The organism is Halodesulfovibrio spirochaetisodalis (assembly GCF_001672295.1).
Classification (GTDB): Bacteria; Desulfobacterota; Desulfovibrionia; order Desulfovibrionales; family Desulfovibrionaceae; genus Halodesulfovibrio; species Halodesulfovibrio spirochaetisodalis.
The window spans coordinates 57,934-78,116 of record NZ_JXMS01000003.1 but is presented as its reverse complement, the minus strand read 5'-3'; the positions used below and the strand labels follow the sequence as shown (position 1 = coordinate 78,116).

21 protein-coding genes are annotated in these 20,183 nt (G+C 45.2%); 7 read left to right on the top strand and 14 right to left on the bottom strand.

Annotation, left to right across the window (positions count from 1 at the left end; translation table 11 throughout):
- Positions 1-4 precede the first annotated feature (4 nt).
- Positions 5-763, bottom strand: coding sequence for a 30S ribosomal protein S2 (gene rpsB, locus SP90_RS02630; protein WP_066852274.1), 759 nt, complete (start codon positions 761-763; stop codon positions 5-7).
- Between the two features lie 226 nt (positions 764-989).
- Positions 990-1,772, bottom strand: a complete 783-nt coding sequence (locus SP90_RS02625; RefSeq protein ID WP_066852272.1) for a fumarylacetoacetate hydrolase family protein — start codon at positions 1,770-1,772, stop codon at positions 990-992.
- A gap of 256 nt (positions 1,773-2,028) precedes the next feature.
- Here SP90_RS02625 and SP90_RS02620 point away from each other — a divergent pair, with 256 nt between their 5' ends.
- From SP90_RS02620 to SP90_RS02605, 4 genes are all read left to right on the top strand, one after another.
- A complete protein-coding gene (locus tag SP90_RS02620; protein ID WP_066852268.1) occupies positions 2,029-2,571 on the top strand; it encodes a hypothetical protein in 543 nt (180 codons plus the stop codon).
- A gap of 72 nt (positions 2,572-2,643) precedes the next feature.
- Positions 2,644-3,228, top strand: a complete 585-nt coding sequence (locus SP90_RS02615; protein ID WP_066852266.1) for a hypothetical protein — start codon at positions 2,644-2,646, stop codon at positions 3,226-3,228.
- Positions 3,229-3,234: 6 nt separating this feature from the next.
- The gene (locus SP90_RS02610) at positions 3,235-3,747 is read left to right on the top strand and encodes a hypothetical protein (protein WP_066852263.1); all 513 of its coding nucleotides are present in this window, start codon (positions 3,235-3,237) and stop codon (positions 3,745-3,747) included.
- A gap of 231 nt (positions 3,748-3,978) precedes the next feature.
- On the top strand, positions 3,979-4,575 hold the full coding sequence (locus SP90_RS02605) for a hypothetical protein (protein WP_066852261.1): 597 nt from the start codon (positions 3,979-3,981) through the stop codon (positions 4,573-4,575).
- 32 nt (positions 4,576-4,607) lie between these two features.
- On the opposite strand, the gene SP90_RS02600 is transcribed toward SP90_RS02605, so the two are convergent.
- From SP90_RS02600 to SP90_RS02590, 3 genes are all read right to left on the bottom strand, one after another.
- The gene (locus SP90_RS02600; RefSeq protein WP_066852259.1) at positions 4,608-6,263 is read right to left on the bottom strand and encodes a ribonuclease J; all 1,656 of its coding nucleotides are present in this window, start codon (positions 6,261-6,263) and stop codon (positions 4,608-4,610) included.
- Positions 6,242-6,976: a lysophospholipid acyltransferase family protein gene (locus SP90_RS02595; RefSeq protein ID WP_066852257.1), complete on the bottom strand. Its 735-nt coding sequence runs from the start codon at positions 6,974-6,976 to the stop codon at positions 6,242-6,244. Before SP90_RS02595 ends, SP90_RS02600 begins: the two co-directional genes overlap by 22 nt.
- Positions 6,977-7,308: 332 nt before the next feature.
- Positions 7,309-9,363, bottom strand: a complete 2,055-nt coding sequence (locus tag SP90_RS02590; RefSeq protein ID WP_066852255.1) for an elongation factor G — start codon at positions 9,361-9,363, stop codon at positions 7,309-7,311.
- Between the two features lie 277 nt (positions 9,364-9,640).
- Between SP90_RS02590 and SP90_RS02585 the strand changes: the two genes are divergently transcribed.
- The 3 genes from SP90_RS02585 (at position 9,641) to SP90_RS02575 (ending at position 10,861) form a co-directional block, all read left to right on the top strand.
- On the top strand, positions 9,641-10,138 hold the full coding sequence (locus SP90_RS02585) for a hypothetical protein (RefSeq protein WP_066852253.1): 498 nt from the start codon (positions 9,641-9,643) through the stop codon (positions 10,136-10,138).
- Between the two features lie 124 nt (positions 10,139-10,262).
- Positions 10,263-10,520 (top strand): glutaredoxin family protein, encoded by a 258-nt coding sequence (locus tag SP90_RS02580; RefSeq protein ID WP_066852251.1) that lies wholly within the window; start codon positions 10,263-10,265, stop codon positions 10,518-10,520.
- The gene (locus SP90_RS02575) at positions 10,517-10,861 is read left to right on the top strand and encodes a ferredoxin-thioredoxin reductase catalytic domain-containing protein (RefSeq protein WP_066852249.1); all 345 of its coding nucleotides are present in this window, start codon (positions 10,517-10,519) and stop codon (positions 10,859-10,861) included. Before SP90_RS02580 ends, SP90_RS02575 begins: the two co-directional genes overlap by 4 nt.
- 88 nt (positions 10,862-10,949) lie before the next feature.
- On the opposite strand, the gene SP90_RS02570 is transcribed toward SP90_RS02575, so the two are convergent.
- The 9 genes from SP90_RS02570 to SP90_RS16690 all read right to left on the bottom strand — a co-directional run bounded on the left by SP90_RS02570 (position 10,950) and on the right by SP90_RS16690 (position 19,721).
- Positions 10,950-11,741, bottom strand: coding sequence for an amidohydrolase family protein (locus SP90_RS02570; RefSeq protein WP_066852247.1), 792 nt, complete (start codon positions 11,739-11,741; stop codon positions 10,950-10,952).
- Between the two features lie 25 nt (positions 11,742-11,766).
- A complete protein-coding gene (locus tag SP90_RS02565) occupies positions 11,767-12,186 on the bottom strand; it encodes an acyl-CoA thioesterase (RefSeq protein ID WP_066852245.1) in 420 nt (139 codons plus the stop codon).
- Between the two features lie 25 nt (positions 12,187-12,211).
- Positions 12,212-12,988, bottom strand: coding sequence for an acyl-[acyl-carrier-protein] thioesterase (locus SP90_RS02560; protein WP_066852244.1), 777 nt, complete (start codon positions 12,986-12,988; stop codon positions 12,212-12,214).
- 116 nt (positions 12,989-13,104) lie between these two features.
- Positions 13,105-13,863 (bottom strand): M15 family metallopeptidase, encoded by a 759-nt coding sequence (locus SP90_RS02555; protein ID WP_066852242.1) that lies wholly within the window; start codon positions 13,861-13,863, stop codon positions 13,105-13,107.
- A 75-nt stretch (positions 13,864-13,938) separates the two neighbouring features.
- Positions 13,939-14,979, bottom strand: coding sequence for a TRAP transporter substrate-binding protein DctP (dctP, locus tag SP90_RS02550; RefSeq protein WP_231895522.1), 1,041 nt, complete (start codon positions 14,977-14,979; stop codon positions 13,939-13,941).
- 112 nt (positions 14,980-15,091) lie between these two features.
- Positions 15,092-16,312, bottom strand: a complete 1,221-nt coding sequence (locus SP90_RS02545; protein ID WP_066852240.1) for an ABC transporter permease — start codon at positions 16,310-16,312, stop codon at positions 15,092-15,094.
- The gene (locus SP90_RS02540) at positions 16,312-17,568 is read right to left on the bottom strand and encodes an ABC transporter permease (RefSeq protein WP_066852451.1); all 1,257 of its coding nucleotides are present in this window, start codon (positions 17,566-17,568) and stop codon (positions 16,312-16,314) included. Before SP90_RS02540 ends, SP90_RS02545 begins: the two co-directional genes overlap by 1 nt.
- Before the next feature lie 372 nt (positions 17,569-17,940).
- A complete protein-coding gene (locus tag SP90_RS02535; protein ID WP_066852237.1) occupies positions 17,941-19,545 on the bottom strand; it encodes a sodium:solute symporter family protein in 1,605 nt (534 codons plus the stop codon).
- A 14-nt stretch (positions 19,546-19,559) separates the two neighbouring features.
- A complete protein-coding gene (locus SP90_RS16690; RefSeq protein ID WP_197498748.1) occupies positions 19,560-19,721 on the bottom strand; it encodes a symporter small accessory protein in 162 nt (53 codons plus the stop codon).
- Positions 19,722-20,183: the final 462 nt, after the last annotated feature.

The following is a 20,183-nucleotide window of genomic DNA, read 5'->3' as shown; positions in this document are numbered from 1 at the left end:
TGAATTATTCAGCTGCAGCCGCAGCTTCTTCAGCTTCAGCAGCTTTAACCATCTCAGCTTCAGCATCTTTGCCGTCTTTAGCCATAGCGCCGCCTTCAGCACATGCGTCAGCAATGTGAGATACGAAAAGCTTGATAGCGCGAATAGCGTCGTCGTTACCTGGGATGATGTAGTCAATTACGTCAGGGTCGCAGTTGGAGTCAGTTACAGCAACGATTGGAATACCAAGTTTGCGGCACTCTTTAACTGCGATGTCTTCACGCTTAGGGTCAACAATGAACGCGAGCTGTGGCAGGCGTTCCATATTCTTGATACCACCAAGAGTTGCTTCGAGTTTGTCCATTTCGCGACGGAGGCTCAGAATTTCTTTCTTCTGGTAGCGGTTTACGGTGCCGTCTTCGAACATAACTTCGAGTTTTTTGAGGCGGTCGATAGACTTACGGATAGTCTGGAAGTTGGTAAGAGTACCACCCATCCAGCGGTTGGTTACGTAGTACTGATCAGCACGGGAAGCTTCAGTTTTCACAGCTTCGTGAGCCTGACGCTTGGTACCGATGAAGATAACTTTGCCACCGTTGGCAACAGTTTCTACTACCTTGTCGTGAGCACGACGGTACAGTTTTACAGTCTGCTGGAGGTCCATGATATGGATGCCGTTACGAGCACCAAAGATGAATGGACGCATTTTTGGGTTCCAGCGACGAGTCTGGTGACCAAAGTGAACACCGGTCTCCAGCATTTGTTTCATAGTTACGTAAGCCATTGTAATCTCCTTCAATGGGTTTTTCTTCCACACCGAGCCAAGTCCCTCCACCTGAAGAATCTTACGCGTTCTAAAGGCACCCAGGGAAGATGCGTCGGAGTGTGCTTTGTATTAAAAGGCAGGGATACATACTGCGAATAAATGAGTTTGGCAAGCTTTCTTGCGGTTCATTCGCATTTTTTATGTATGATTCGTGTTCTGCCAATTTTGTATTGTAGCGCAGAAACTATTGGACAGGAAGTCCTGTAGAGTCTTTGTGTTTTGTAAAATTTTTAACTGGGTTTATGAGTGTCCCTATGCCGTCGATCTCAACCTGAAGTTCATCGCCTTCCTGAATGGGGCCGATCCCATGCGGTGTGCCGGTTAAAATAACATCCCCCGGGAGCAGGGTCATGACATGGGAGATGTCCGCCACAAGTTCCAGCGGGCTGAAGAGCATATCAGAGGTATGCCCCTGCTGCACGAGTTGTTCGTTTTTATACAATTTCACCGAAAGATTGGATGGATCAGGGATATTTGTTTCAAGCCATGGGCCGATAGGCAAAAACGTATCAAATCCTTTGCATCTTCCAAACATTCCGTCGCTTTTCTGTAAATCACGTGCTGTCACGTCATTGGCACATGTATACCCGAAAATATAGTCAGGGACAGCCTGTGGGGAAAGAAAACGTGCTTCACGCCCAATTATGATCGCAAGTTCAGCTTCATAGTCAACGCGATCAGATTGAGGTGGAAGATAGATAGGTTGCCCAGTGTTGATGATGCTCGATGGGGGTTTAAGGAAAAACATGGGTTCTTCAGGAAGCGGCATGCCCAGTTCTGCAGCGTGTCCTTTGTAGTTCAGCCCGACACAGACAACCTTGGATGGAGTGACCAGTGGCAACAGCAGAGCATCTTCCAGCGCAAAACGTTCAGTAATTCCAATCTGTGGAGTGAGACATCGTAACAGACCGTCTTCCAATGCAGCGTAGAATGTTTTGTATTGGTACTGAACGCGAACTATTTTCATCATACACTCCTGTTGTAATCTATGTGCCTTACCGAACTTTGTTGTCATATAGTATGAATGCGACGCCCAAATGTCGATGTACACTGTGTTTGTGACTATTGCTTAATAAAATTGGAATGTTGTCACAAAAAAAGTGTTAAATTATCTTCTTTTTATGTACGATTGCGCAGTTTATCCAATTATTATCGCTTCAGTTTTTCTCTGTACCATAAAACTGATGCTGATGGCATGCTTTGCCAGCTCTTAGGAGACCACTATGTCAGAGACGGCTTTGATTGACAGGTACTTACCTGAATACACATTCAGCGAATACCATGAAATAGTAGTGAACAGCCCCATTGAGGAAGTTTATGAGGTTACAAAGAATGTTGATCTTTCCAAGTCTACACTCATTGTCGCGTTGTTTAAACTACGGGGGTTGCCGACTCGGCGAATGAATCTGCAAGGGCTTATTGACGATATAGGCCTTTCGCGCCTTGCTGAAAACTATCCTATGGAGCACCTCATTGGCTTTTTGGCAACCAATCATGTTGTACCAATTGCTGATGCAAAGGAGTTTTTAGCGCATTCATTATCCACAAAAGTAAAAGTTGCGCTGAATTTCAGTCTGTCCGAGATAAGTCCGGGACTAACTAAAGTTACAACTGAAACCAGAATCTTGTGTTTGTCAAAAGTCACCCGCAGGATATTTAAAACCTACTGGCTTGTTCTTAAGCCGTTCAGTTCAATGATTCGTAAGCGGATGCTCAAAATAGTGAAACGGCAGGCTGAGCTTATCGGTTGGAATTGCTATCTGTAGTGTGAGTTGAATGTAGATACACAGATTGCACTGGTACTGTGCTGCAAAGAAAGCTTGATATGAGGAGATGGTATGCCGAATATGGGTGCATCCGGAGCTGCTGTTATGATCCTGATCTGGTGTGCGGAGGTGACAGTATATTCTATCTGGAAGGTGCTTCCCTGCTGGATAATAGCTAAACGAAGAAACATAGCAGCGCGCTGGTGGAACTGGGTGATTCCCGTATGGAACTTTTATACGGCATACAAACTTGGGCATGGTTCCAACAGGCTTTTGTTGCTTATTATAGTTTTGTTTACGGCGGGTACTGCCATGCTAATAGCAAATGAAAATTCACCAGCTTTTTTGTGGGGCGGACGAAGTCTCATTATTGTTGGTACAGGAATATCCCTCTTTGTTTTGTACCGTTGGTTGATGAATATCGGTATTCTTGCGGGTGTGCACAGGCACCTGTTACCCCTCGTCTTGCTTGTGCTTCAAGTTATGATTGCGGCAACTCTTGTTGCGTTTACTCTTACTCAAGAAGCTTTTTCAAAATACAACGGAGTTATCGATAACGCTTTGTATTTACTTTCATGGATTTTTTTCATGATTGTTGCCATCCGTACTCCACGTGTAGAACTGCGTGATACCGAGAAGACATTTACTGAGGAGTAACATCGCATGAGTTTGCTGAATGCAATTTTGCCTGAGTACGATGCAGTCGAGTATCATGAAATTGTCATTAATAAATCTCAAAATGCTGTTTTTGAAGCAATAAAAAATGTTGATTTTGGCTCTTCAAAAATTATTGTCACACTGTTTCGGTTGCGGGGAATACCGACTAGCAAGCTTAGCCTGCAGGGACTGGTTGAAAGTGGTATGTTCAGTCAACTGGCAGAAGACGCTCTTGACGAAACAGTGTTGGGAATGATGGTGACAAATAAGCTGGTTCCGGTGGAAAGTCTGGAGCAGTTTATTGGAAACCCTGAACGTGCTAAACTTCGCATTGGATGGAACTTTAAGTGTGAATCCATTGATGCAATGACTACTCGCCTGAGTACTGAAACTCGTGTCGCATTACTTGGTAATATTTCGAAGATAATGTTTCATTCATACTGGCTGCTTACTAAGCCGTTCAGTGGTTGGATTCGAAAGATAATGTTGCAGCAGATAAAAGAACAGGCAGAAAAATAAAAGAGAAGGCCTCTGTACTGAACATGGTACAGGGGCTTTTGGTTATGTTGCTTTGTATCTTAAGAAGAAATTCTAATGTTTTTGTAGAGAATTCCGAAGGAAAAGAGCTAGGCACTGTTTTGTGTTCAAGGGGCTATCACCCTTTTCTAATTAGCACTTTTGATTATGTGCAAATGGAGATTTTTTGTAACATTGAATAGGCTGTACGGTCTTGTAAGTAAGGAAGTTAAAATGATTGTATTAATTGTGTGTTGGATGTTTACCATGCTTTACGTAGCTCCTTGTTGGATATTGGCAGTACGTAAAGGTATCTCTCCGTCTTGGTATCATTGGATAATTCCTTTTTGGAATTTTTTTGTAGCATTTAAGGTCGGTAAGGGGTCACTCCGTCTTTTAGCACTGTCTCTCTTGCTAGCCTTTGTACTTGGTATTGTATTATTTACGGCATCAGGTGTCACAATGGGATTATTGATGCTTGTAGGAAACGGGGTTGATGCTTTGTTTTCACTGTCTGGTGCAGTCTTGTTTTGTGTGCTGCTGGCTCTTGCATCGTACTGCGTATACATATTTGCTATTTGGCAGTGGTCAAAGAATATTAGTGAACTCGCTGGCGTAGATCCAATGATATTGGGCGTGATGCTTGTTGTGCTGCCAACTCTTGTTCCGTTGTTGTGCAATGTGACAATGTTTGCTGGTACGATTTCTCCACTGACCTCGACAGTCGTGAGTCAGCTAAGTTTGCTCGCCTCTTGGATAACGTTTATGACTATTGCGATTCGCACGCCAAAAGTCACATTACAGGCAGAAACTCAGGTGATTGAAGAATAAAAAAAAGCGCCCTAAAGTTTAGGGCGCTTCTTTTATACCATTGTAATAACAGGAACCACGACAGGATCTCGTTCCAGAACTTTCCGGAAAAATCTTCTTAGTCCAGAGCGGATTCTGTCCTGCAGAAGCTCAATATCTTCGGGGCCGATATTCTCGAAGAGCTCAAGGACAATGCACTTCGCATCCTCAAGAACATGGTCAAAATGTGGTTCAAAGACAAACCCTTTGGAGACAATTGTCGGGCCGTGCAATATTTCCCATATTTGCTCGTCCAGTACCATGAATACGACAACCATTCCTTCACCACCGAGGATTTGGCGTTCCTTGAGAATGCTGAGTCCAACGTCACCTACGCCTTTTCCATCCACAAGAACTTCTTCCAGTTCAAGCTCTGGTTCGCGTGTGATTTTGCCCTCGCATAATGTTACCGGCTGTCCGTCTTCAAGGATAAAGGTATTTTCCTCTTCCACTCCACACTGTTGGGCAAGGCGGCAATGTTTTACAAGATGCCGATATTCTCCATGCACCGGTATGAAATGTTTCGGTGAAACGGTGTCCAGCATCTCTCGTAATTCATCGCGATAGGCATGCCCTGATGCGTGGATGTTTCGGAAGCTTTCATAGAAAACTTCTGCCCCCATGCGGTACATGTCGTTGATCATGCGTGTGATGGCAAGGGTATTACCGGGAATAACGCGGGAAGACATAACAACGGTGTCACCTTCCTGAATGGCAAGGTGCTTATGTTCGCCGCGTGCAATGCGGGATAGAGCGGAAAGTGGTTCGCCCTGTGAACCGGTAAGAAGCAGAACTGTTTCCTCATCTGGCAGTTCCGGCATTTCCCTTGTGTCCATATAGAGTGGGGTACGGATGCGTAAGAAACCAAGTTCGTTAGCAATTTCAATATTTTTGACGAGGCTGCGGCCGGAAACTGCGATCTTTCGACCATAACGTGCCGAGATGTCGAGAACCTGCTGGATGCGCTGGATATGGCTGGAGAAAAGGGGGACGATGATACGCCCTTTAGCGTTGGCAAAGAGATCTTCAAAGGCGCTCTTAATGTCGCGCTCGCTTAATGAATAGCCTTCCCGTTCAATGTTGGTTGAGTCGGACAAGAGCAATTCCACACCGTCTTTTGAAAAATTATAAAAACCGTCAAGGTCAGTGCGATGGTTGTCCAAAGGAGTTCTGTCGAGCTTGAAGTCACCAGTATGGACGATGTTGCCAGCCGGTGTTTCTACGCCTAAACCGTACCCCTCGATAATGGAGTGACAGACCGGGAAAAAGTTGAATGCCATATCACCAAGCTCAATACGTTCTCTTGGAGCAACGGGAATAAGCTTAGTGCGGTGGAGAAGGTCTGCTTCGCGTAATTTGCTTTCTACTAGCGCAAGCGTAAATTTGGAGCCATAAATAGGAACACTTAGCCAGCGGATTAGCCACGGAAGAGCACCAATATGGTCTTCGTGCCCGTGAGTAAGGACAATTCCTTTTACTTTCTCTTTCTGCTTAAGGATATGCTCAAATTGCGGAATGATGACATCAACACCGAGATGGTAGTCATGTGGGAACATGAGACCGCAATCGACAATGACTGTTGTGGTTTCAGTGGACCACATTGTACAGTTCATGCCGATTTCACCCATGCCTCCCAGCGGTGTGAGCGTTATGCTTGGTTTTTGTGGCATGCACGCATCTCCATGTATTCTTTATTCATGATCTCTTTGAGCATGTCGCTGAATTCATTTCGTTGCTTAACCGTATAGTCGGCTGTTGCGATAGGTGAAAGCGCTTTAATGTAGACTTTTTTACGTCGTGTGAGCGTAATGCGTCCTTTCGGCAATATGTCGCCGCTGCCTTCAATAATGACAGGAACAATCGGTACTCCAGCTTTCAGTGCCAGCATGATTGCTCCGGTTTTGAATTCTCCGAGTTCATCAAGCCGTTCCTGACGAGTGCCTTCAGGAAAAATAATGACGGAACGGCCATTTCGGATAGTTGCCGCAGCATCTTCCAAAGATTTCATAGCAGCGCGTCTGTTACTGCGATCTACAGAAATATTACCGAATAACCTGAAACAGCGTCCAATTAACGGCAGGCTTTGCAGGCTTTTTTTGGCCATAAAAGCTGGAAGTGCTTTTTGCAGGGCAACGGTAGCAAGTGGAATATCAAACTGGCTCTGGTGGTTAGCGGCAAAAATAACTGGCCTATCAGTCGGAATAGTGTCGGTATCAGTAATCAACTCAATTTGTGCGCAAAAGCGGGCGGCTCTGCACCAGAACAGTCCAAAGTAACGAACCATTTTTCCGGTGTTATCTATAGCAGCAGCTATAGGCATTACAATGCAGACATATAATGTCGTAAGCAGGAATGAAAAATAAAACCATATTGTACGTATCATGAGTTGTCCAATAAATTGAGCGAATTAGTGTAAAAAATAAATGTCAGACTTATGTGCTGTAAGCCTGTATGCAGCATAGAGATGCGCTGCTTGTAGCATGGAGGCTATAAAAGTCGATAGCACTTTATTGTGCCAGAAAAAATTAGGTGGGGATAGTGCGTGGTGTTTTGGGGATAATCTGTCGCAGTCTTTTATATGCAGCGGCGAAAAAATAAAAAAGTCAGACGCAAGGATAGGATATCTATCAAGCGTCTGACTTTTTGTGTTTTGGGTATTGCCTGACTAAACGTACATTAGCGGGCAAAAACAGTACTTGTTGCTATTCTGCAATGTTAACTGGCTTCTTTTTCTGCAACAACTTTATCTATGACAGGTGGTGGTGCTTCTTCGTAGTGGTCGAATTCCATGGTGAAAACACCTTGGCCTCCTGTAATTGAGCGCAGATCAGGAGCGTATCGCAGGACTTCTCCCATAGGTACATGTGCTTTAATTTCAGTTATCCCTGTTTTGGAGTCTGACCCCAGCACTTTACCACGGCGGGAAGAGAGGTCACCGATGACATCTCCCATGAATTCATCCGGGATATGCACAGTCATCAATACAATAGGTTCGAGTAAGGTTGGCTTAACCTGATCCATTGCGCCCTTGAGTGCTAACGAACCGGCAATTTTGAATGCCATCTCCGAAGAGTCAACGGAGTGATAAGAGCCATCGTACAGCTTAACTTTAAAGTCCACCAGTGGGTAGCCAGCAAGACAACCACGCTGTGCAGCTTCCTGAATCCCTTTATCAACTGCAGGAATATATTGGCGTGGGATTACGCCACCGACAATGGCATTTTCAAACTCGTATCCAAAGCCTTGTGGCATGCCTTCGATTTCAATCCAGCAATCACCGAACTGTCCACGGCCGCCGGATTGCTTCTTGTGTCTGCCTTGAACCTGCGCTCTGCCTTTAATGGTTTCGCGGTAAGGAATTTTAGGTGTTTTCAATACCATGTCGCATTTGTAACGACGCATGGCACGTTCAACACTGGTTTCAATATGCAGCTGCCCCATACCGGAAAGCAGAATGTCGCTGGATTCTGCATCGCGGGAAAGGGTAAGGGTAATGTCTTCATCAAGGAGTTTTTGGACAGCAGCATACACCTTATCTTCATCACCTTTTTCTTTAGGCGCGATAGCATATGAGATAAGGTTTGGCGGAAGCTCCGGCATGCGTACTTCAAAAGGCTCTTTAGGGTCTGCCAGTGTGTCACCTGTTTTGGTTACTTTGAGTTTAGGAACAGCAATAAGAGAACCCGGGCCTATTTCGCCTTTTGCAGGTGAAGACTCTTTGCCGTTCATAAACAACGGAGCGCCAATACGTTCTGTTTCATCCTGGTTACTATTTTTTAATGATGCGTCACCAGAGAAAGAGCCGGAAAGCACACGCATAACGGAAAGTTGACCTGCGAATGGGTCTGATAATGTTTTAATAGTAAGCAATGCAAGCGGCTCATCAGGGGATGAAGTGCGCTCATTGCCTTCTTTATCTTGCCATGCAGCATGTTGCAGCGGTGAAGGCAGCAGGTCTTGGATAGTGTTGAGAAGCTCAGCGCCGCCTCTGTTTTCAAGGGACGATCCGAGCATGACCGGAATCAGTTCACGAGAGAGCACACCATCACGCAAACCGGTTGTGATTTCTTCTTGAGAGAGCTCCCCTGTCTCAAGGTAGTTTTCCATTAATTCTTCATTACTTTCAGCAATGTTCTCAATGGTGGTTTCGCGCAATACAGAAACTTCGTCTGCAATATTAGCAGGTACATCACCTTCAGTTGTTGAGCCGTCCTCATTGAAGAAGAATGCTTTGTTGTTCAGGACGTCAACGTAGCCTTTAAAATCATCACCTTGTCCTATAGGCAGTTGGAGCAGAACAGGGCGGATTCCTAGAATTGAAGACAGGCCGTTGAAAGCTGTATCAAAGTCTGCGCGGTCGCGATCCATCTTATTGATAAAGATGATGGCAGGAAGGGATGCGTTCTGGACAGAATTCCAGAGACGACTGGTTAGAGGGCGGACGCCGTCCACAGCGTCAATAACAAAAACGGCGCCATCAACCCCGAACAACAGGTAGTTAATGTCGCCTACAAAGTTATTGTCACCGGGAATGTCCATGAGGAAGTGACGGTTTTTGTTCCAGTCCATTGTGGAAAAACCGGGTTGGATAGAACCTCTGCGTTTTACTTCCTCTGGTTCGTAGTCAAGCGAAGTGGTGCCTTCCTCAATTTTTCCAAGGCGATTGATAACCCCGGACTGAAACATGAGCATTTCAGCCAGCGAGGTTTTCCCACTTCCTCCTGTGCCCACAAGGGCATAAGTTCTCTGAGAATCAAGTGTCTTGGCCATATACCTCTCCCTTAGTGTGGTTTTAGGGGATTATGCCTGCTGAAGCTGCAGGCTGCGGTGTTCCATAACTTGTCTAGAGGGGGTGTAATCCCATGTATAAGGGGGAACCCCTATGATTCCACCTTGTATAAGCGGACGGGAGTTGTCAACCTCTCATCGGAAATTTTCAAATTCTCAAACAGATAGTCACCTTTCTGTTGAATTTTATCGTAACTTGTAGAAGTATAATCAGTCGTGAATTTTTAGCTTTCTCTTTGGCGTAGATTCGGGAGTACATATGTATATTAATATTCTTGTCGGAATCATCGTTATCGTATTGGTCGTGTGGATTGTGAGAGATTTTTTAGCCAGCTTGAAATCTCCTGCGCGTATTATGAAAGATGAGCTTGAGCAACGGCGTGAAAGGCAGGAGCAAGTTGCTGCCAATATCGAACGGTTACGTGAGACTGGTAGTAAGAAGATGCGTCCTGTGCTTCGTGCCTTAAAGGAAATGAATGAAGCTCTGCCTGAAGAAAAGCGGTTCACCCTAGAAAATAACCATGACACTGTGGCGATTATTTTTGAAAAATCATATGTAGAGATAACGTATAGATTGACGCAGTTTTCTTTGCAGGGAGATGCGCAGGATTTTTCAGATGATATTCAGTCGCACCAGAGTTTTGTCATAGAACGCAAGGATGCGGAAGGGCATGTAATAGCAAGCCGCGAAGCGGTTACTGAAGAGGAAACAATACGCTTGGTAGCCCGTGAAATTGCCGCTGTTGTAGAACCTTGAGTAAGTTGCTTTTACTTGCGTTGTATCTGTTGTTTTCATGGAATGTGAATGGTAGGCTGTAGACATTCATTACATCCGGTCTTCATTTTTTTGATGTACACTACTTTTCCCAGATGGGGGCGAAATGGCTAACGATTGTACCCTGTATGCACTTTCTACCTGCATTCATTGCAGACGAATGAAAGTTTTTCTTGAAGATAACGAAGTAGATTTTGACAATATCTTTGTGGATAAGCTGCGAGGCGATGAACGAAAAGATATTATCGATAAGATCAGAAATTATAACCCGAAATTGTCCTTTCCGACGCTGGTCGTTAATGGCGGGCAGTGCATTATCGTGGGCTTTCATAAAGATCAGATTGAGGAGGCACTGGACTTATGAGTGCTAAACTGACAGCAGAATCTCTTTATGAAATGCTGAAGAAAATTCAGGAGCCGCGAGGGTTCTTTTTTAATAAAGACATGGAAATCACCATGCCGCTTCTTGAAAGCTTGTTGATTAACAAGGAAGAATACGGCTACATGGCTTGCCCGTGCCGCTTGCCTAATGGTGAGTTCGAAAAAGACAGGGATATTGTCTGTCCGTGTGAATATCGTGATCCGGATATGGAAGAGTTTGGTGTGTGTTATTGCGGGTTGTATGTAACAGCTGAATATAATCAGGAAGACCATGATGAAGTGGCGATTCCTGAGCGTCGCCCACCGGAAAAAATTTTAGGCTAGCAACTGATCAGTTAATAGCGATTGAAGAAAAATAAGGGCTGTCCTGTGAAAACAGGACAGCCCTTTTGTGTTGTTACTGGGATTGCAATCACTTTAGACCAAGTAATTCAGCGCCGTTGCTTAAAAACATTTCAAGCTTGGAAGCGGAGAGTTTGAGTCGTTTTTTTAGTTTGGTGATCTCTTTGTCAGGACTGTAAAGCGGATAGTCTGATCCGAAGAGAATTTTTTCATGCGGGTGCTTTTTCATGATCGCGCTTAAGGTGTTGTCATCGATAAAGTCAAGTGAGCTCGAGGTGTCGATGTAAACATTTTTACCGATGAGCGCGTCCAGCGCATGAGACCAATGATGATAGCCGCCAAAGTGTGCTGCCACAAAACGAGCTTTGGGAAATTGCTTGATAAGCTTAGCCAGTTTGTACGGACAGGACGGGTTGTCCTCCGGTGGAAGCTTGTCGCCGATATGCAGGAGCATGACAAAGTCATCCTGCGCAGCTTCAATTATGGGGAGTAAGCGTTCTTCATCCAGCTTGAACCCTTGAAAATCAGGATGTAATTTTAATCCTTTAATGCCCCGTGCTTTTAAGCGCGCGAGCTGGTTTTCCCAGTCATCAAAGTCTGGATGGATTGTGCCGAATGGGATTGCGTCAGGGTGTGCAGCCTTCAGAGAAAGGGCAAAATTATTTGCAGGAATAACTTGCGCGGCTGATGTTGCTGCACAGAGTACCACCATCTTGTCCAGACCGGCTTTTTTTATGCGGCGGACAAGGTCATCCATCACACCGGTGCACTGGCACGTGATTCCATAATGGGAATTAAGATGCTCAACAGCTTTTGCGGCGATTTTGGGATGAAATGCGTGAGTATGGAAATCGAGATACATTATAGTGCAGCGTAGTTAGTCTAGATTATTTCTTATCTGTAAAGAGTTCTTTAAACCAGTCAGGTACTTTAACTGGTCGGCCTTTGTCATTAACACAGGCGTGCTCAGTGAATCCGGTCGCAATAAGTGTATCTTTTTCTTCATTATAAATTTCATACACAAACGTCATGGATGCACGTCCCCATTTGCTGATGCCGACACGGATATAGAGAAGGTCGTCATAGCGGGCAGGGCGTCTGTATCTGCATTGGACTTCACGTACAGGAAGATTGAGACCCTGCTCTTCAACGACACGGTAGCTCATTCCTCGTTCACGGATAAATTCACTGCGGCTTCTTTCAAAGAGGTGTATATGTTCAGCATGATACATGACTGACATCGCATCTGTTTCGCCATAGGAAACACGATGGGCGAGCCATGTTTCTGGGGTGGGAAATTCTGTCATTGGGATTTCCTTTTTTTGTATATAGCTAAGGATGATGTTGCGTGTACGGTACGTCAACATGCTGGCGTTTACGCCACTCAGTACGTGCACGGCAGAGTTCTTTTCCTGTGTTGTCCGCAGCAACAGCATGAAGGTAATCACCGTCATCTGTCATACCGGATTTACTGGTAAGTTGCTGGTGCGGGCCACACTCTGTCCGGTAGCTGATATCGATAAGAGCTGGTTCGTACTCCAACATAAATTCTTCAGGCATGGATTCTTGAATCCATCCAATGTATCGCACATTATTAACGTGGCCATTAACATCAACGTCTACTTTTCGGCTCAGCACCGGACACTCGTGTTGGACGTTTCGCAAGCGTGGAACAACCCGCGTCGGAAACTCTTTACAAGGCGGGTTATCATGTGGGTAGTTGTCGGTGATGAATTCCGGCACGGGAACCAGTTTCCGTTTTTCAATATCAATGACAAGCCAGGCGGTTGTACCTTCGGCAATGAGGTGGTTCTCACTGTCAAAGACTTCAAAACAGCGTAGCGCAAGATTTGGAGTATGGGCTGATGGCCATGTGTGGACAGAGATGGTTTCTCCGACCAGAGGATAGCGGTCGACTGTGATTGTGAGCCTGCTCAGCACCCATGCTACTCCGTGTTGGAGTAGATACTCAGCAGGAAATCCGTGAAGTCGTGCGTTGTTTGCTGCAGCTTCTTCAAAAAAAGCAGCAAAGGTAGCTGCGCATGTCTTGCCGAATCGGTCAGTATGAAAGGTCTTAATAGTGTAAGACTCTATCCCCTTTTGAGTCATAGGATATTCCCCTTGGTAATAAACACTGTTTGCTATCACTGAGATGTGACGAGAGCAAGGAGAATACATATCTTTTTGAAATAACTTCTTTTAAATAAATATGTTATTTGAAATTCTTATATTTTGATTATGGATGCGTATGGATCAAGTGAGAAATTAACTGGTGAATAGAGAGCTTGTTCAGCGCCGGTTTCCAGTGCCCAGCGTTGCGTGCCATATTCATAGTGCCACCATTCGCAGTGAAAATTAATGAATCCTGCCTGAGTCATTACAAAATAAAGCAATCTTCTGTTGTACAGTGCTTCCTCATCCTGTTTGGTGAGGGACTCGTTGCGTGCAATTTTTTCTTCAAAAAAAGTTGTGCCCGAAATGTCTCCCGGAAAGTCAAATGCTGAACCAAACGAGAGTCTTTTCCCCGCACGGTCAGCAATGAAGACATCCACAGCGCCTCCAGTTGCATGCGGTGCAGGCTTGGTGTGATCCGTCATCGGCATTGCCACATACTGCTGAGCCATTTGGGATATTGTTTCCGGTGCTTGTTCAGGATGCAGAGTACTGATTGCGTTGACGCATTCTCTGAAAAGGTAGGATTGAACCTGTGTAGAGCGCCATCCGTCTACAACGACAATGCGCAAATGATGCGGCAGTAAAGAGGATGCATGCAAAAGGCGCTCAAGTATGCCTTCACGGGCGTAGCATTCTGGTAATGCTCCGGGAATCTGTCGCTCAAAATATATAGACCGGCACAGCAAATGTTCCGGCGCCAGTGAAAGTGGAACGATTTCTTCATATGATTCTTTGCAAGGAACAGCGTATACGCTGTCCCATGATAGTTCTGAAGGTGGTGAAATTGGCGGTGCTATTTTGTTAGTCATGGTTGTTTTCCAATAAGTCGCGTTAGTCTGATGGGCGGATATCTTTTGGCGACAGAAGGTTATGCATATAGTATTTTACTGTGCATTATGGTTTGCGTTTTGAGCATCATGGATGGTTTGATCAATTAGCTTGGCAGGTACTTGTTGGCGCAACCAAGTAAGATATGAGGGGGTGCTTATCCGTTTGAAATCTTCCATCTCTTCAGGTGACGGTCGGTATACTGTCATTCCTCCTTCTTTTTCAAGAAAGTATATTCGTTTTGCAACTTGTGATTCAACAAACATTCTGGTGACGTTATTTGCTTGGTGTGCTGCTTTTTTTACTATTTTTTGCTCTTTTTTTGACAGCTGTTGTAAGGCGGAATCATTGATGAGAAGAAATTGATTGGAATATTGAACATTCGCAAGCGTCAGAAATTGCTGCACTTCGTATAGCTTCTCAAGAATTATATAGGTTGGCGGATTCATTTGCCCGTCTACCATTCCAGATTCAAGAGCTGTATATACAGATGTCCAGGGGACTGGGATTCCTGTGGCACCAAATGCTTTATACATGGCAATTTGGCTTGCATCCATTGCGCGGAATTGTTGTCCTTTAAAGTCCTTAGGAGATTTTATTGGTTCTGTACTGGTGAATGCAATAAAACCTCCTTCTTCTATTACTTCTAGTAGTTGAACTCCGGTAAGTTTGAGAAAATTGTTACGTAACTCCTGCATAGTCGTACTTGAGTCAAAAAAAATGTGTGCAGCCTTGTAGCTATCGAAAAGAAAGGGGATGTTAGTCACGAAGAGTTCAGGAAAAATCGTTTCCATTCCCCCAAAAGAAGCAACGTTTATCATTGGCTCATTTATTACTTGTTGCATGCGTTGCTGCTCGTTTCCCAATTGGCTATCGGGATATAGTTCAATTGTAACATTCCCATGAGTCTTCTGCTCGATGGTATACTTAAAGTGTATTGCAAATACATGGACAGGGTTATCTTTTATTGTTGGAGCACCATTGTAGCTCATTTTAATGCAGGTATTTCCCAGTGCTGTTGAATATGGTAGTAATAAAAAAATAAGCGCAGATATAACTATGTACTTTTTTTGCAGCATTCCCATGAATCGTGCCATCTTACCCTCCCTATACGTCTACAAAACAGCGCTGTAGTGCCTGAAATAGAAAATATGAGCACGAATCTTTTCATCAAAAAGAAAATAATGTCAATATATTGTAAAAATAATGCTATTCATTTCTCAACACATCTAGCACATCTACGTTTGAGGCAACCCATGCAGGGTAAGCACCTGCAATGATACCAAGAATACATGAGCCGATACTTGCGCTGAGAATAAGGATGGGGTCATACACAAACGGGTAATCTGCGATATAGTAAATCACAGTAATGATTATAACAGAAAGTATTGCGCCCAGCGTTCCACCTATACCTGACAGAAGGCCGGATTCCAGAAGAAACTGGGATAGAATTGCGCTGCGGCGGGCGCCTATAGCACGCCGCACTCCTATTTCCAGTCTACGTGTGCGCACGAGCAGGATCATGATAGAAAGAACGCCCATGGCGCCTACTGAGAAGGAAATAGAAGAGCTCATCAAGCCGAGAATCCATACCAGCTCCAGTGCTTGAGTTTTTAATTTGGATACATCCTTTGCTGCTAGAACAAGAAAGTCGTCTTCTTCGTCAGGTTGGATGTGGTGCTGCCGTCTCATAATGGCAATGGCTGACTGTTTCGCTGCTTCTTCGTCGTTGTCTGAGTACAGGTTTATGAATACACCGGATACCCAATCCTGATTAGACATTCTGCGCATATATGTGGTGAGAGGTATGAACACCTGCTCGTCTTGGTCGGTTCCCGCCAGATCTCTTCCTCTTTCCGGCATGACTCCTATCACACGCAGGTTGGTCAGCCCGTATCGGACTATTTTATTGAGAGCTTGCGTAGGTTGCTTGAAAAGCTGTTTTGCAATCGTAAAGCCAAGGATGCACACTTTTGAACGCAACTGTACATCTTGCTTTGTAAAGAAATGTCCGATTTTCACGTTTGCTGCACGGACTGAAGGAAAATTGGCGTTGGCTGCAATGATCTGTGTACTTACAATGTTGCGTCGGTAGCTGATTTTCTGCGTGCTGGTCACAAATGGCGTAGCCTCTTTCACGTATGGAATGTTAGCCAGCAGAGCTGTGACATCTTCCAGCTTAAATGTTGTTGTCAGGCCACCGTACCGGATTGTACCACCGCGTCTGAATGTGGGTTGGCCTGCAAGTACTACAAGTAGGTTGGGGCCTAACTTTTCTGTTTCAAGTCTGGCTTGTTCCTGAAGTGCTTCAGAAACATGGATGACTCCGGTAAGCGCAAGAGTGCCAAGGAAAACACCGAGCATTGCCAGTGCAGATCGAAGTTTGTGTGCTGCCAGAGAGCGCAAGGCTATTCGGAGATAATTGAGCATTATCCGTCTCCCCGCAGTGCACGGATAGGGTCAAGCTCGGCAGCTTGTCTTGCCGGGTTGAGACCAAAGAGAAGACCCACCGCCATAGCGGCGCCAAGTGCTGAAAGAAATATTTTAAGAGAAAGACGTATTTCTATCAGTCCAAAAATGAAAAGCAGCTTTGCCAGCCCCAATCCAAGAGCAATCCCCAGCAGTGCCCCGAGAACAGTCAGTAGGACAGCTTCCAATAGAAATTGTCGAATGATTGCACTCTTGCTTGCTCCTACAGCTCGTTTTAGCCCAATCTCCTGTGTTCGCTCAGAAACTGAAAGATAAAACAGGTTAGCCAGAACAAATCCTCCCACAATCATGGCTGTTGCAGCGGTAACACCAAGGAAAATGGTTAGACTTCCTTTCAGGATAGAGAGGAAGCGTTGTACCTCTTCTGCGGTTAGAATGCTGAAGTCATCCGGCTCACCCGGTTTGAGTTTATGTAAATAGCGCAGATAGCTTGTCAGATTGTCCACATTGGCCTGCATATTTTCTGCATTGCGGTATTTAATGCGCAGGCCACGAAAATATTGTCTGTTGGCTCCGAATCGTTGTGCAAGTGTGGTGAGCGGAACAATGATACGATCATCAAGGCTGGTACCTCCGCCTCCAGAATAGCCTCTATGTGATAGCTCCCCGATAACAGTAAAAGGGATGGTTCCTACAAAAATAGTCTTGCTGACGGGATTTTCATTTTTACTGAACAAAGCATTGGCAACGGTTTCGCCAATGAGGCATACCCGCGAGGCACGTGTGATGTCCCGTGCAGTAAAATCTCTTCCTGAGATGAGTGGCCAGTTCCATGCTTCACTGTAATTGGCTGATGTGCCGATAATTCTGGAAACGTTCCAGTTTTTGTTTTTGTAACGCAGGGTCTTACCGGCAATGGAGCGGAGTGGGACAACAAGGTAGGTTCCCGGTAATGATTGTTGAATATGGCGGAGATCACTCCATGAAAGTGTAAGCGTGCGCTGTCCTACAGGGCGGTTGAAGATATCGCCCCCGAGCACAAGTACTGCATCAGGGCCGAATGACTCGGTAAGTTCCTCTGCTTTTTGGTTGGCACCATCATATGCCGCTATAATAACAGTGAGTGACGCAATACCAAGGGATACAGCGATAACAACAAAGAGTGAGCGCAGCTTATATGCCCAGAGAGCTTGAAAGGCGAGTAAACCTGTTCTTCCTAACAGAGTTACAGTTGACCTGAGAGTATCGAGTTTCATGCGTACCATTGTACCGCAGATGAAGGCATGAACAAGATAGACTCCGTATATATTCACTTGGAACATACAGAAGATATTGTATATCTTTAATTGGCAGGAAAATGTCCGGCTTCACGCACACATTGTGAAACCGGACATTGGGGGTGGCAAAGGTTCTAAGTTGCTGACACAGCAGAACAGGTACTTGCAGTAAAGCAAGTCAGGGAGAGTGCTGCTGAAACAGATGTAGGATATCTGCAGAGGCGATAGGATTGAGTGAGGCCGACTCGTCAGCACCATTAAGCCATTTGCCTTATTAGCTGATGGAATGCAGGGCATCGCTTAGTTAAAGGCAATGCTCCGCAGGCTTGTTTTTTATGGGATGTTCTAATTTTATGAACAATTCTGCCAGCAAAGCTGTATATGATCTTTTGCCAGGCTGCGGGATACAAGGCTTACCCCGACAGCCAGTGCAATAGATATCGGCAGAGCAACTACGTTAGGGTCAACCCACTGGAGAAGAAACATGGTACTACCCGGTGCTGCATCAGCAACGAGAGTTACCTTGCTAAAGAGTGCCTTGCATAAGCCTATAGCAGCAGCTTCTTTTTTGTGGATGAAAAGCATCCAGAGCATGGAAACAGTGAAGCCACCGACAATGGATATTTTTGCTCCGGTTTTTGTCATGCCTTTCCAGTAAAGGCCGAATACGTATGCCGGTAAGAATGTCGCACCGCTCAGTCCAAAGAAGAAGGCGGTTGCACGTGCGACAATAGAAGGAGGAAGCAGCCATGCCCACACAAGTGTTGCAATAATAGTAACAACAATGCCAAGCTGATTAATTGAAGGGACGCTCATGTTGTTTTTTGCCCGCACAATATTTCTGGAAACATCGTGCGCAAGAGAGGTTCCACCAATGTGGAACTGGCTGGAGAGAGTGGACATGGCTGCGGCAAACATCGCAAGCAGGAACATGGCAGAGAACCATGGCGGCATAATTTTTTCGATAAAGACAGGAACAATTTTATCGAGGTTGCCGCCAGCCATCTGGATGCTGATTTTGCCAAATTCTTTAAAGAAAATTGCGTTTGAGAGAGAACCTACAACGTACACAATTCCAATTGTCAGCAGGATAAATACTGAACCGTACAAAACAGCGCGGTTAAGCTCTCTATCACTGGAAACTGTCATAAAACGAACAGCAAGTTGTGGCTGTGCAAGAACGCCGATTCCTACCCCGTATACAATTGTTGTGTAGATGACGAGCCAGAGAGGAGAGCCTGTTTGTGTTCCCTGAGTCCAGCCGAGGATACCGCCTTTTTGCAGTTTTTCCGGAACAAGGTCTGCCATGGAGGTAAGGGTTTCATGTGCAGGGACAACACCGCCGAGCAGGTAGTAGGTGTATCCGAGCAAAAAGACCATCATGGCGACCATAATAGTGCCTTGAAATGCATCTGTGTACATAACGGCTTTCATGCCGCCGGTGATGACGTAAAGGGATAAAATGGCAGTAATACCTATAAGCATCCACTCGTATGGCAGCCCCAGAGAAACCTCGGTCATACGACAGATACCGGTGAGTACTGCTGCGGCATATACAGGAATGAAAAAGAAGATGATCCCGCCGGAAAAGCCCTGAATAAATCTTGAATTGTATCGTTTGCCGAGCAGTTCAGGAAAAGTGTGGCAGTTAAGAACAAGCCCCATGCGACGAGTGCGTTTGCCTAAAAACACCATCGCCAGAAAAATTCCTACAAAGATATTTAAAAATGCAAGCCAGAGAAGTGACATGCCGAACATGGCAGCCACACCACCGAAGCCGATAATGGCAGAAGTTGAAATGAAGGTTGCACCATACGACATAGCCATAACAAAAGGGTTAACGGAACGTCCGGCGAGCATGTAGTCTCCGGCGTTTTTTGTTTCTTTCCAACCCTTCCAGCCTAAGTAAAAAACAATTGCGAAGTAGAGCAGTGAGGTAATCAGCTTGACGGCCATGTCGTGTTCTCCCGTTAGTTGTCAGTGCCTTCCTGCACTAACGATTCTATGTTTACAGTGTCCGGTGTTCCTGAGTTGTTCCAGTTTTTGATTCCGTATCCAATGCAGCCGATGGTTGAAATAATGCAAAGCCAGTATGGCAGTGCAGTCTCAATGCTTCCGAGTCCTAACAGCATAGGTGCTCTCCTTTTTGCTAAAAAAAACCGCAGGCTTTCACCTGCGGTTTGTCGGTACTATGTGCATGCTGTGCATGTGTGTCTAGACACACTCAACCGAACCGCAGGTCTTGATGACGCGGTAACCGTAATATGCATAAAAATAGCTGTTCATATGGTGGTTGATTGTGTTCATGAGGTTTCTTTTAGCGACTGTAATACAAAAATGTCAAGTTCGATAAAGCAGAAAAGATGATTTTTTTCGATATAGTCGAAACAAGGCATGGGGTAACAGGAGGCCGATGATAGTGTCCCGGGGGGCAGGTGGCATTACCCTCTGCTCCCTACAAGGGGGTGCGCTCCTTGATCCCGAGTATGTACAGCTGTCAGCTGGTTATGACGTTGGACGTTGCGTAAAAATGAACTTACAACACTAAAAGGCTGTCCTTCATTTGAAGGACAGCCTTACTTTTTTGAAGATGA

What these genes read in the sequence shown, in the direction of transcription:
- SP90_RS02600 (WP_066852259.1), bottom strand. Translation starts at nt 6,263, where the DNA reads ATGCCACAAAAACCAAGCATAACGCTCACACCGCTGGGAGGCATGGGT.
- dctP (WP_231895522.1), bottom strand. Translation starts at nt 14,979, where the DNA reads ATGGCACGATTCATGGGAATGCTGCAAAAAAAGTACATAGTTATATCT.
- SP90_RS02615 (WP_066852266.1), top strand. Translation starts at nt 2,644, where the DNA reads ATGCCGAATATGGGTGCATCCGGAGCTGCTGTTATGATCCTGATCTGG.
- SP90_RS02535 (WP_066852237.1), bottom strand. Translation starts at nt 19,545, where the DNA reads ATGGCCGTCAAGCTGATTACCTCACTGCTCTACTTCGCAATTGTTTTT.
- SP90_RS02565 (WP_066852245.1), bottom strand. Translation starts at nt 12,186, where the DNA reads ATGACAGAATTTCCCACCCCAGAAACATGGCTCGCCCATCGTGTTTCC.
- SP90_RS02570 (WP_066852247.1), bottom strand. Translation starts at nt 11,741, where the DNA reads ATGTATCTCGATTTCCATACTCACGCATTTCATCCCAAAATCGCCGCA.
- SP90_RS16690 (WP_197498748.1), bottom strand. Translation starts at nt 19,721, where the DNA reads ATGCTGTTAGGACTCGGAAGCATTGAGACTGCACTGCCATACTGGCTT.
- SP90_RS02555 (WP_066852242.1), bottom strand. Translation starts at nt 13,863, where the DNA reads ATGACTAACAAAATAGCACCGCCAATTTCACCACCTTCAGAACTATCA.
- rpsB (WP_066852274.1), bottom strand. Translation starts at nt 763, where the DNA reads ATGGCTTACGTAACTATGAAACAAATGCTGGAGACCGGTGTTCACTTT.
- SP90_RS02585 (WP_066852253.1), top strand. Translation starts at nt 9,641, where the DNA reads ATGTATATTAATATTCTTGTCGGAATCATCGTTATCGTATTGGTCGTG.
- SP90_RS02545 (WP_066852240.1), bottom strand. Translation starts at nt 16,312, where the DNA reads ATGCTCAATTATCTCCGAATAGCCTTGCGCTCTCTGGCAGCACACAAA.
- SP90_RS02580 (WP_066852251.1), top strand. Translation starts at nt 10,263, where the DNA reads ATGGCTAACGATTGTACCCTGTATGCACTTTCTACCTGCATTCATTGC.
- SP90_RS02595 (WP_066852257.1), bottom strand. Translation starts at nt 6,976, where the DNA reads ATGATACGTACAATATGGTTTTATTTTTCATTCCTGCTTACGACATTA.
- SP90_RS02610 (WP_066852263.1), top strand. Translation starts at nt 3,235, where the DNA reads ATGAGTTTGCTGAATGCAATTTTGCCTGAGTACGATGCAGTCGAGTAT.
- SP90_RS02625 (WP_066852272.1), bottom strand. Translation starts at nt 1,772, where the DNA reads ATGAAAATAGTTCGCGTTCAGTACCAATACAAAACATTCTACGCTGCA.
- SP90_RS02575 (WP_066852249.1), top strand. Translation starts at nt 10,517, where the DNA reads ATGAGTGCTAAACTGACAGCAGAATCTCTTTATGAAATGCTGAAGAAA.
- SP90_RS02620 (WP_066852268.1), top strand. Translation starts at nt 2,029, where the DNA reads ATGTCAGAGACGGCTTTGATTGACAGGTACTTACCTGAATACACATTC.
- SP90_RS02590 (WP_066852255.1), bottom strand. Translation starts at nt 9,363, where the DNA reads ATGGCCAAGACACTTGATTCTCAGAGAACTTATGCCCTTGTGGGCACA.
- SP90_RS02605 (WP_066852261.1), top strand. Translation starts at nt 3,979, where the DNA reads ATGATTGTATTAATTGTGTGTTGGATGTTTACCATGCTTTACGTAGCT.
- SP90_RS02560 (WP_066852244.1), bottom strand. Translation starts at nt 12,988, where the DNA reads ATGACTCAAAAGGGGATAGAGTCTTACACTATTAAGACCTTTCATACT.
- SP90_RS02540 (WP_066852451.1), bottom strand. Translation starts at nt 17,568, where the DNA reads ATGAAACTCGATACTCTCAGGTCAACTGTAACTCTGTTAGGAAGAACA.